The 11,779-nt window shown below is 73.2% G+C and carries 4 protein-coding genes; 1 reads left to right on the top strand and 3 read right to left on the bottom strand.

Annotated features, from left to right (window positions below; translation table 11 throughout):
- The 3 genes from KOI47_RS07905 to KOI47_RS07895 are packed head-to-tail and all read right to left on the bottom strand — an operon-like array spanning position 1 to position 10,708.
- Positions 1-300, bottom strand: coding sequence for an acyl carrier protein (locus KOI47_RS07905; protein WP_216215325.1), 300 nt, complete (start codon positions 298-300; stop codon positions 1-3).
- Positions 297-4,208, bottom strand: a complete 3,912-nt coding sequence (locus tag KOI47_RS07900) for a beta-ketoacyl synthase N-terminal-like domain-containing protein (protein WP_216215324.1) — start codon at positions 4,206-4,208, stop codon at positions 297-299. Before KOI47_RS07900 ends, KOI47_RS07905 begins: the two co-directional genes overlap by 4 nt.
- A complete protein-coding gene (locus KOI47_RS07895; protein ID WP_216215323.1) occupies positions 4,208-10,708 on the bottom strand; it encodes a type I polyketide synthase in 6,501 nt (2,166 codons plus the stop codon). The genes KOI47_RS07900 and KOI47_RS07895 overlap by 1 nt, the downstream gene beginning before the upstream one ends.
- A 264-nt stretch (positions 10,709-10,972) precedes the next feature.
- On the opposite strand from KOI47_RS07895, the gene KOI47_RS07890 reads away from it, so the two are divergent.
- Positions 10,973-11,779 carry an SDR family oxidoreductase gene (locus KOI47_RS07890; protein ID WP_216215321.1) on the top strand — a complete coding sequence of 269 codons (807 nt, stop codon included), beginning with the start codon at positions 10,973-10,975 and terminating at the stop codon, positions 11,777-11,779.

The following is an 11,779-nucleotide window of genomic DNA, read 5'->3' as shown; positions in this document are numbered from 1 at the left end:
TCAGCGCTCCCCCGCCACGCACCGGGCCACGTAGTCGGCGATATCGCCCACTCGCAGCCCGATGACCTCGTCCAGCTCCAGCTCGGCGAGGTGTTCCGCGAGGTTCACCCGCTCGCCGAAGTGTTCGGTGAGGATCCCGGCGAAGGTCACCAGGTCGATGCTCTCCAGACCGAGGTCCTCGTGGAAGGTGGTCTCCCTGGTGATCTCCACGCCGAGGATGTCCAGATCACCGACGATCTCACCGAGCAGCCGCGCGACGGTGCCGAAGGTCGTGTCCTCAGCGGTGTCCTTTGTGGTCATACCGGTACGTCCTCTCTCTGTTCGGCCTTCGCGAGCACCACCCCCGGCTCGGCACCGGGCGCGAGCGAGACCCGCAACTCCGGAAGCCATCTGCCGTGGTGGCCCCGCACGCTCGGTTCCTCGTCCCCGGTAACCAGGATCTCGGCGGGAAAGGCCGGCTCCGCGAGCATGGACCGCACCGCGTCCTTGATCGCGATCCGGCCGAGCAGCCAGTCCCTGCGCCGCCGCGGCGGCACGCGCTCGTACTCCGCCCGTTCCGGCGCGCTGAGGTAGACCCCGGCGTACAACTCCCGCGCGGCCACCGAGGTCCATGGGTCGGCAACCCGCCACCAGCCGTCCTGCTGCCGTCGGGCGAGCAGATTGTCCCTGGGAAAGGCGTACACCCGGTGCGCGTGCCGGTCGCAGTCCAGCCGGACATCCTGCCAGCCGCTGATCTCCGCCCATACCTGTCCGTTGTGGACGATCTGGGCAGCCATCTCCAGGGTCTCCGGGCGCGGGATACGTACCCGGACCGTGCAACCCACCCTGGTGCCCGCAGGCAACGGCGGGCCGAACACCACGATCGAGTCGATACTCGCAGGGAAGGCCAGCAGCCGCTCCCGCTGGGTCGCCATCAGCCAGCATCCGAGCAGCTGGCCCACGTTGTCCAGCAGCGCCCCCGGCGCGGGCAGTACCGTCAGCGTGCCCCGGATGTGCCCCGCACCCAGCGCCTCGATCTCGGCGAGTCCCTGGAACTCTGGACCGTGGAACATCTCCCGCCTGCGGTAGATCTCCGCGGCCGGCAGCGGCGGCGCCTGCTCGGGATCCGCGATCACCCAGGGAGAAGGTGCGACCGGATGCCGTTCGGCGAGCCGTACGGTCATCGAGGCGAACTCGCCGATCCGCACCGCGACCCGGTCGGCGGCGGGGTGTTCCAGCTCCAGCCGCACCGACCGCGCGGGCGCCGCGGTCAACCAGCGGTGGAACCGCGCCTGGCGCACGGCGATCGCCACCATGCCGGGACGGGTCCGTTCGGCCTCCCGCATGGCGAACTCGACCAGGGTGGTCGCCGGAACCACCGGCCTGCGGTCGGTCTCCTCCGGCCAGTCCTCCCGTTGCCGGAAGAACCGGTGCGCCCGCAGGTACGGCATCTCTGTCAGGGAGACCCGCAGCGTAGCGCCATAGCGGGCCAGCACCGACCGGGCCGCCTCCCTGGTGTCGGCCAGCAGCGCGGCGAACTCGGCTGCCACCCCAGCGGGCAGGCCCTCCGGCACCTCCGGTTCCACCGCACCGGCCAGCAGGCCGCGGGCGCGCGCCGGAACGGACAGCGGTGGGCAGGCGGTACCGATCCGCACCCCGTGCTCCGCGCGCTGCTCCAGCACGCCGAAGTCGGGCTCGGCGCCCTCGGTCCAGAACGCGATCGCCACCCGCCGCAACTGCGCCATCCCCTGCCGCAGCGCGGAACCGGCACTGACGGTCAGATGCTCCCGGTCGGCAAGGGTGTCGTCGACGAACGAGCCGAGCTGCCCGGGTCCGAGGTGGACGAACGCCCGGAAGCCCTCCCGGTACAGCCGATCGACCAGTTCGCGGAAACGTACCGGCCGCACCAGGTGCTCCAGGAACAGGGCACGCAGCTGCGCCGTGGAATCCGGGTAGGGCCCGGCCGTGGTCGCCGACCAGACCGGAATGTCCGGCACGCCGAGCCGCATCCCGTCGAACACCTCTGCGTAGTGCGCCAGCAGGGGCCGCATGGCCGGGGTGTGGAAGCCCGAGCGGAACGGCAGCGGCCGGGCGACGATCCCCTCGGCGCGCATGGTGGCCGCCAGCCGTCCGATCGCCGCGGGCGGACCGCAGACGATCGACTGCCGGGGCGCGTTGTCGTGCGAGACCACCAGGTCCGGCTCGGTCTCCAGGCGCGCGCCGGCCTCCTCCGCCGAACAGCCCAGCGCGAGGAAGTCCACTTCGGGCAGCCGGAGATCGGTGGCACCGAAGTGATCCAGTGGGCTCCGCGCGCACAGCCCGCCGACGGCCATGGCGGTCCACTCCCCCACGCTGTGCCCGGCCAGCCCGTCCGGCCGGATCCCGATCCGGCGCACCGCGGCGTCCAGCAGCATGCCGACCTCGGTGACTGCAACGGCCCTGGCCAGCACCGTGTCCGTGCCCAGCGGGGGCTGGACGAATCCGAAGTGCTCGGCCACGTCGGCAGTGTTCGGGGCGAACTCGGCCTCGAGACCGGGGAACAGGAAGGCGACCCGCGCCGCCGAGCCCGTTGCCAGCAGCGGCCTTGGACTGAACCAGATGTCCCCGCGACCACGCCATGGCTTCCCGGCGGCCAGCACCCTGCGCGCGGCGGCCAGCCGTTTCGCGGTGGGGCCGACGATACCCAGCCGGCAGCCGCCCTGCTGCCCGGTGGCCGCCCGCAGCTCGGCATCCGGCCGGTCCAGCAGCTCGCGCAGCCGCTCGGGGCCGTCCGCGGCCAGCCGCACCACTCGCTCCGGCTCCACCGTGCGCACCGGCGCCCTCGCCTGCTGGCCGGGTTCCTCCTCCAGCACCACATGCGCGTTGATCCCGCCGAAGCCGAACGCGTCCACCGCGGCGCGGCGCGGGGTCGCCGACTCCCATGGCACGGCCGCGGCGATCGGGCAGAACCGGGTCCGCTCCAGCAGCGGGTTCGGGTTCTCGCAGTGCAGGGTGGGCAGCAGGGTCGCATGGTGCACGGCCAGCGCCGCCTTGACCAGTCCGGCGATCCCGGCGGCCGGCATGGTGTGCCCGATCATCGACTTCACCGAACCGATCACCGCGGGCCTGCCGGACGGGCCACCGAACACCCTGGCCAAGGTGGTCAGCTCGGCATCGTCCCCCGCCCTGGTGGCTGTGCCGTGCGCCTCCAGCAGCCCCACCGAATCCGGCTCCGCGGGGTCCAGGCCTGCCGCCCGCCACGCCCGCCGCAGCGCGACCTCCTGACCACCGGCGTCCGGGTTGAACAGGCTCTGCCCACGCCCGTCGCTCGAGGTCCCGGTGCCAAGGATCACCGCATACACCCTGTCCCCGTCCCGGCGGGCGTCGGCCAGCCGCTTGAGCACCACCACCCCGGTCCCCTCGCCAATCAGCAACCCGTCCGCCTCGCGGGAAAGCGGCCGGATCCGCTGGCTCGGCGAGAGCGCGCGCAGCTGGCTGAACAACGACCACAGGGTGTCGTCGTGGCAGTGGTGCACTCCGCCGGCCAGCACCGCGTCGCAGCGCCCGCTCGCCAGCTCACCGACCGCCTGATCCACCGCGAGCAGCGAGGAGGCGCAGGCGGCGTCCACCGTGTAGGCCGGGCCCCGCAGGTCCAGCCGGTTGGCCACCCTGGAGGCCGCGAGGTTGGGCACCAACCCGATGGTGGCCTCCGGCCGCATCGGACCGAACTGTTCCAGCAGCGCCGCGCGCACTTGCTCCAGCCGCTCGGCCGCCAGGCCGGGTACGAGCTCGGTGAGCACCCTGGTCACCTCCCGCACGGTGCGGACCCGCTGGCCGAACCGCATCAGTCCAGGGGAGAGGTAGCCGCCGCGACCCAGGATCACCCCGATCCGCGCCGGGTCACCCAGCCCGCGCAGCCCACCCGCGTCCGCAACCGCGGCGGCCGCCACCCGCAGGGCGATCAGCTGGTCCGGCTCCATCCCCTCGATCGAGTTCGGCACGATCCCGAACGCGCCCACGTCCACCGTGACCGGTTCGTCCAGGAAACCGCCCCGGCGGCAGTAGGTCAGCTCCGGCGGCAGCTCGCCATCGGGATCTGCGGCGTGGAAACCGGAGTCCAGCCGTTCCGCGGGCACCTCGGTGATCGCGTCGAAGCCGCCGGTCAGGTTGCGCCAGTAGGCGACGAGATCCACCGCGCCGGGCAGCAGCACCGCCATCCCGACGATCGCGACCGGCTCCCGTTCCGCCATCACCACACCGAAGCCGTGTACACCACGGCCCGCGTGTCGTGGCTGCCGTAGGCGAGCTCCCGCAGCAGACAGGCCGTGCCCTCCTCCGGGTCGATCAGCCGCACCCCGCGCCGGTGGTACTCGCGAGCCAGCTCGCCGGACACCATGCCGCCGTGCTCGTCCGCGGGCGCCCAGGGACCCCAGTGCACCGTGAGTACGCGGTTTCCGGTGCGGGCGGCCCAGTTGGCACCCAGGGTCTCCAGGGCATCGTTCGCCGCCGCGTAGTCGGTCTGCCCGCGGTTGCCGAGCACCGCGGCGATGCTGCCGAAGAAGGTGACGAACCGCGGCCGCACGGCCTGCGCCTCCAGCGCGCCCAGCAGGGCCTGCGCCCCGTCCACCTTGGTGCCGAAGACCCTACGGAAGGAGGCGTCGTCCTTACCGGACATCAGCCGGTCGTCGATGATCCCGGCCGCGTACACGACGCCGTCCAGCCTGCCGTACCGGGTGTGCACGTCCTTGACCAGCTGGCGCACCGCCGCGCCGTCGCGCACGTCGACCGGCCGGTACCCTGCCGTGCCACCCGCGGCGCGTACCGCCTCCATGGTCCTGCCGACCTCACGCTGCGCGCGGATGGCACGTACCTGGGTTTCCACCTCGGCCAGCGGGCGGCCCTCCGCCGCCAGCGCCCTGCGCAGTTCGGCATCTCCCGCCTCCGCCAGCTCGGCAGGCAGTTCCTGCTCGGGTGGCCACGGGGTGCGCCCGGCCAGCTCGATCCGGCAACCCGAGGCCAGCGCCAGTGCGCCCGCGAACCGGGCGGTGATCCCGCGCGCCCCGCCGATCAGCAGCACCACCGAATCGCGCTCCAGCCCGACCGCCCGCGCCTCGGCCTCCCCCGCACCGGCCGGCCCGGCCCCGGCGTGCGCCACCGAGCCCAGCTCGGCCGCGGCCAGCTCGAAGGCGGACCGCTGCCCCTCGGCCAGCCGCACCACCGGCACCCGCTCCGCGCCTGCCAGTTCGGCGAGCAGCCCGGCCACCAGCTCCTGCTCGGCCTCGGCCGGGTCCAGCTCGACCAGCCGCACCGCCAGGTCCTCGCGCTCCTTGCCGATCGCCCGCACCAGGCCACGCAGGCCGGCCGCGTGCTCGGCGACCCGCCCACCGGCATGCGGCGCGGCGACCAGCACCGAGGTCACCCCACCGTGCACCGCGTCCCGGACCGCACCGAAGACCTGCGGCGCCACCGGCTCCTCGGCCTGCCCGAGCGGGCCGAGCAGCACGGCGGTGTCCGGGCTGCCGTCGGTCACCGCACCGGCCGCCACCAGGCCGCGCAGCAGTGCCGCGGCCAGCCCCTCCTGCGCGGGGCCGTGCACCACGGTGACCCGCCTGCCGCGCAGCGCCCCCTCGGCGGGCTGTGCGGTGACGGACACCGGCCGCAGCAGGAACCGCCGCGGCTGTGCCCCATCGGGTTCCGGTGGTTGCGCCGGTCGTAGCCGCCCCTCGATCCACTCGGTCATCCCCCTCGCGGTACGCCTGCTGCCAAGGTCGTCGGACTCCGCGGCGTCCAGGCCGAGCTTGCCGATCAGGGTGCCGGCGATCTCGGTGCGTTTGATTGAGTCGATGGAGAGATCGGCCTCGAGGTCGAGATCGCCGTCGATCATCTCGGCCGGGTAGCCGGTCCGGTCGCCGATCACCTCGAGCACCGACCGGAATGCGTCCACTTCGGACTCAACCGGCGGCTCATCCGGTTCGGCCACCTGTTCCTGCCGTGGCGCGGGGGCTTCCAGCACCGGCGGTGCGGGTGGCGGCACCGGCGCGGCCGCTGCGCCGCCGAGGTAGCCGAGCAGCACGTCCCGTTGCGCTGCGACCATCTCCCGCGTTCCGCGCAGGAAGTCGACCACGACCTGGTCCCGGTCGGCCTGGGTCTGGTTGTTCGCGTTGTCCGGCATGGACCACCTCGAGATTCGTTGTGCTGGAACGAGTCCCCCCGGCAACCTGGTGCCGTCCGCCCGCCGTGCCAGCTGCCCGTCCACGGTCCAGCCGGGACGTGGTGCGCCGGCGGGCCGGGCTTCCACCCTGCCCCGGAACAGCCATTCGGTACGCACCTCCACCCCGGCCGTCGCCAGCCTGGCCACGGCGGTGAGCAGGCCGCGCAGTCCCGCGTCCGGCGCCGGTTCGCAGGCGATCGCCCGGTGTGGCCTGCCTTCGAGTACGGCCGAAACCAATCCGGTGAGCACCGAGCCCGGCCCGACCTCGACGAAGGTGCGTGCCCCCTCGGCATACATGTTCTCGATCTGCTCCGCGAACCGCACCGGCGCGCCCAGCTGCGCCGCCAGCTCGGCACGCACCCCCGGTCCATCCACATCGGACGGATAGGCCCGCGCGGTCCGGTTCGACCACACCGGGATGCTGGGCGGCTGGATCCGCTCGGTCGCCAGCGACGCGGCGAACTCGGTGGCCGCGCCCGCCACCAGCGGGCTGTGGAAGGCGCAGGCCACCGGGATCCGTTTGGCGGCGACCGACTCCGCGCGCAGTTGCTCGACCGCCCGGTCGATCGCATCGGCAGGCCCGGAGAGCACCACCTGCTCCGGGGCGTTGTGGTTGGCCAGCACGAGCTCCGGATGCCGTTCCAGCACCGCGCACACCATCTCCCTGCCCGCTCGCACCGCGGCCATCGCGCCGGGCTCGCCGCCCGCGGCGGCCAGGATGGCCTCGGCCCTGGCCTCGCTCAGCCGGTGCAGGGTGGGGTGGTCGAAGGCTCCGGCGACCGAGAGCGCGACCAGTTCGCCGTAGCTGTGCCCGGCGAGCAGCTCGGGCCGGATGTCCAGCCGGGTGAGCAGCTCGGCGAGCGCCGAGCAGGTGAAACCCAGTGCGGGTTGGGCGACCCTGGTGTCCCGCAAGGCCTCCTGCTGCTGCGCGCCGACCTCGGGGGTGAAGGCATGCGGCGGGAAGGCGGCGGCCGCGGCCGCCGGTGCGGTGTCCAGGAACCGGCGCAGATCGGCGGAGGCGGTGAACAGCTCGGCCAGCATGCCGGTGTGCTGACTGCCCTGCCCTGGAAAGAGGAAGGCCAGCGCGCCTGCCTCGGTGGCCGGCTCCGCGGTGTACAGGTTCGGGTCCGTGCCGCCGTCCATGGCGGCACGGAGGGCCGCGACCAGCTCCCGGTGGTCGCGGGCGACCACCGCGGCGTGCACCGGTTCCGACCCGGCGTCCGCCCAGCCCGAGGCCAGCGCGGCCAGCTCGGCCAGCGAGTGCGCGCCGTCCTCGGCAGGCCCGAGCAGCTCGCGGATCGCGGACTCGCCGCGGAACAGGAACAGCTCGGCAGGCCAGTCCCGCATGCCGTGCCGCTCGATCGGTGCGGCCGGACCGGCACTGAGCACGGCGTGGAAGTTGGTGCCGCCGAACCCGAACGCGCTCACCCCGGCGACCCGCTCCGGCCTCGGCACGGCCCACGGGCGGGTGGTCGTGCCGAAGGTGAACGGGCTGCCGTGTTGCCGCCAGGCCGCCACCGGTTCGGTGAGGTGCAGGGTGGGCGGGATGACCCCGAACCACAGCGAGAGCGCGGTCTTGATCAGCCCGGCCAGCCCCGCGGCGCACTTGGTGTGCCCGATCTGGCTTTTCACCGAGCCGAGGGCGCATGTTCCTTGGCGTGCACCCGCCGCGGTGAAGAACTCGGTCAGCGTGCCGAGCTCGGTACCGTCGCCGACCACGGTTCCGGTGCCGTGCGCCTCGATCATTCCCACCTCGGCCGGGGAGCGGCCCGCACTGGCGTAGGCCCGTTCCAGTGCCCTGCGCTGGCCCTCCGGACGGGGCGCGGTGAGGCCGAGCGAGCGTCCGTCACTGGCCGCACCCACCGCATCGACCACCGCGTAGATCCGGTCACCGTCACGCTCGGCTTCGGCCAGCCGCTTCAGCACCAGGCAAGCCACGCCCTCGCCCAGTGCGATCCCGTCCCCGGAGCCGTCGAAGGGACGGCAGCGCCCGGTCGGGGACAGCGCCCCGGCCGAGGCGAACATCAGGTAGTCGTTGATCCCATTGTGCAGGTCGACCGCCCCGCACAGCACCAGGTCGCTCGTGCCCGCGGTGAGCTCCCGGCAGGCCAGGTCGAGTGCGGCGAGCGAGGAGGCGCAGGCGGCGTCCACCGTGTAGTTCGGGCCGCCGAGGTCCAGCCGGTTGGCGATCCGCCCGGAGATGACGTTGGCCAGCGTGCCGGGGAAGGAGTCCTCGGTCAGTTCCGGCAGCTGCTCGGCGAGCTCGGCAGGGATATCGGCATAGCCGGGTAGCAGGGCGCGCAGCACCCCGGCGTTGGCGAGGTCCCCGCCCGCCTCGGCGCCGAAGATCACCCCGGCGCGCTCCCGGTCGAACGGCCGCTCGCCGTACCCGGCGTCGTGCAGGGCACGCCGGGCCACCTCGAGGGAAAGCAGCTGCGCCGGGTCGATACTGCCCACCGAGGCAGGCGGGATGCCGAAGGACATCGGATCGAACGGGACCGGCGGGATGAACCCGCCCCACTTCGACGGCGTGGTACCCGGTTGCCCGTCGTGCTCGCGGTAGTACACCTCGGTGTCCCAGCGCTGCGGTGGCACCTCGGTAACCGAGTCCACGCCACGCAGCACATTGGACCAGAACGCGGGCAGGTCGGGGGCGCCGGGGAAGACACAGGACATCCCGATGACCGCGACATCGAGCGGCGCGGGGGATTCGGTGCGGGTGGGCGGCCGCTGCTCGCGATTGGCCGCGAGCAGCGCCGCGGCCCCCTCGGTCACCTCGCGATGCAGCTCGGCGATACTGGTGGTGGCGTCGCGCAGCACCGCCACCTGGCCGGCCAGGTACATCCCCTCGGCCAGCTGGGCCGCCTCGTCCACCTCCAGCAGTTCCGCGCCCTGCCTGCGGATGCCCTTGCTGGCGATCCGCAGCCTGCCGGTGTTCAGCTCCTCGAGACGTTGCCAGCGCTGTTGCGCCGGCAGCTCGCTGTCGCGCAGCTCGGTGGCGATCCGGCCGAACTCGGCCACGTACGGGCTGTCCAGGCAGCGGGTCAGATGCCCAGGCGCCGTCTCCAGGGTCGCGGTGCGTTCGGCGCGCACCGCCTCGCGCTGGAACAGGCCGGTGATCGCGCCGTGCCGGACCGCCTCCGTGGTGAACAGGTACGCGGTGCCCATCAGCACCCCGACCCCGACCCCGCGTTCGGCCAGCGGGGCGGCCATCGCGGCGACCATGGCCGCGGAGGTCGCGTCGTGCACCCCGCCCGCGAAGAACACCTCGAGCTCCGGGTGGCTGGGCTGCCGGTCGAGGAAGTCCAGCAGCACCGACAGCTGGGTCTCCCAGAGCGGGAAACTGGTGCGCGGCCCGATGTGACCGCCGCATTCCGCACCCTCGAAGACGAACCGCCGCGCCCCGGCCTCGAGGTACTGGCCGAGCAGGATCGGCGAGGGCACATGCAGATAGGTGGCGATGCCTTCGGCTTCCAGCGCCGCGGCCTGCGCGGGCTTACCGCCCGCGATCAGCACGCTGCGCGGGCGGGCGTGCCGCAGGGCCGCCAGCTGCTCGGCGCGTAGTTCCTCCGGGACGAAGCCGAGGATGCCAGCGCCCCATGGCCGGTCACCCATTGCCTCCGCGGTGCGGCGCAACAGCTCCGCGGTCCGCTCCCCGCTCGCCGTTGCCACCGCCACGTACGGCATCCCGCCGTGCTCGGCCACCGCGGCCGCGAATCCCGGCTGGTCGCTGACCCTGGTCATCGGCCCCTGCGCCACGGCGTGCCGCACACCGAGGGTCCGGCGCAGCGGCTCGCCCTGGGCATGCGGGTCGGTGCGGGACGCGGGCCAGGCGAGACTGTCCAGCATGGACCGGACGGCGGTCTCGGCGCTGCGGTAGCGTCGCGCGAACAACGCCGCGAGTTCGCCCTCGGAGCCGTCCATCCGCGCCAACCGCGCCCGCGGTTGGCGCGGCAGGTCACTTTCCGGGAACAGGCCGAGCTGGCTGTCCAACACGACGCCCGCGGCCCCGCAGGCAACCGCGCCCGCGCCGGTGTGCGGGCCGATCCCGCCGCAGGCCCATACCGGCAGGTCGAGACCGGCCGCGAGCAGGCGCTGCAGCAGCACGAACGAGGTCAGCTCGCCGGCCTCGCTCCCCATGGCGATCAGCCCGTGCGCGCCGGCCGCGGCGGCCGCGCGGGCCTGCTCCAGGCTGCCGACCTCGGCCAGTACGGGCAGTTCCGGCAACCGCGTGCCGAGCTCCGCGAGCGTGTCCTCGGTGGCATCGGCCAGCACCAGCAGCTGTATCCCGCCCGCGCGCAGGATCCCGGGGTCCGCAGGCATCCGGCGCAGCCGGACGCCGAACCTTCCCGCCAGCTCACGAGTCCTGGCCACGGTTTCGGCAGCGCCCAGCGCCGGACCGAGCTCCAGCACCCCCAGCCCGCCGCCACGGGTCACCGCCGCGGCCAGTCGCGGATCGGTGCTGCCGAGCGGTCCGAGCCCGAGCACCCGCCACCGGGGCGGTGTGCGGCCAGCTGCCCCGATCACCGGCTCGGCCATGGTGCCTCCTCCCGCGTCCCAACAATTTCCACGCAATTAGGCGAGATGCTGACCCTGCATCAACAAGACACCGTCCAGCTAGCGGAAAAATCCGATTTGAGTCCGGCTTGAGCAGTTTTTCAGCCACGCCGGAACGGCCACTTCCGTGCTAGCTTCGACTTCGATGACGACCGGATAACCTTGCCACAGAATGCTTTTGTCACGTACGCGACACAGGCAGGCTCATCGCCTTCACAAAGAAATCGGTACGAGAATGGAGACCGCGTGGAACTGACGGATCGGGTTGCCGTCATAACCGGCGCCGGACACGGAATCGGTGCGGCCATGGCGCGGCGGTTCGCGTCGGGCGGCGCCCGCGGCGTGGTCGTTTCCGACCTGGACGCCGAGGCGGCGGCCGAGGTCGCCGCCTCGATCAACCAGGCAGGCGGCGCCGCCGTCGCGCGGCAGGCGGACGCCTCGGTCAAGGCCGAGCTGCGCGGTCTGGTGACCACGGCCCGGCAGGAGTTCGGCGGGCTGGACCTGTTCTGCTCGAACGCGGGAATGGCCTTCGGCTCCGGGATCCACGCCGCGGATGAGCAGTGGGAACGGTCCTGGACGCTGAATGTGATGCAGCACGTGTACGCCGCCCAGGCGGCGCTACCCGCGATGCTGGGTAGCCGGTCGGGCTACCTGCTGATCACTGCCTCCGGGGCCGGGTTGCTGAGCGCGCCGGGGGACGCGCCGTACTCGGTCACCAAGCACGCGGCCGTCGGCCTCGCCGAATGGCTGGCCGTCACCTACCGGCCACGGGGTATCCGGGTGAGTGCGCTGTGCCCGCTCGGGGTGCGCACCGCACTGCTGATGCCGGGGGTCGAGGCGGGTCACCCCGCCGCCGTGGCGATCGCGGCCGCCGCCCCGCTGCTGGAACCCGCGGAGGTGGCCGATTCGGTGGTGGCAGGCATCGGCGCGGAGGAGTTCCTGATCCTGCCGCACGAGTCCGCGGGTGCGGCATACGCGCGCAAGGCGGCCGCCCCGGACGCCTGGATCGAACGGACCATTGCGGAAACCGCGGCGGCGACCGGAAGGGGCTGA

This window comes from Amycolatopsis aidingensis (assembly GCF_018885265.1).
Classification (GTDB): Bacteria; Actinomycetota; Actinomycetes; order Mycobacteriales; family Pseudonocardiaceae; genus Amycolatopsis; species Amycolatopsis aidingensis.
This window is presented reverse-complemented; position numbering and strand designations above follow the sequence as displayed.

Excerpts from the sequence above, each read along its gene's own strand:
- KOI47_RS07900 (WP_216215324.1), bottom strand. The coding sequence starts at position 4,208 with ATGGCGGAACGGGAGCCGGTCGCGATCGTCGGGATGGCGGTGCTGCTG.
- KOI47_RS07905 (WP_216215325.1), bottom strand. The coding sequence starts at position 300 with ATGACCACAAAGGACACCGCTGAGGACACGACCTTCGGCACCGTCGCG.
- KOI47_RS07895 (WP_216215323.1), bottom strand. The coding sequence starts at position 10,708 with ATGGCCGAGCCGGTGATCGGGGCAGCTGGCCGCACACCGCCCCGGTGG.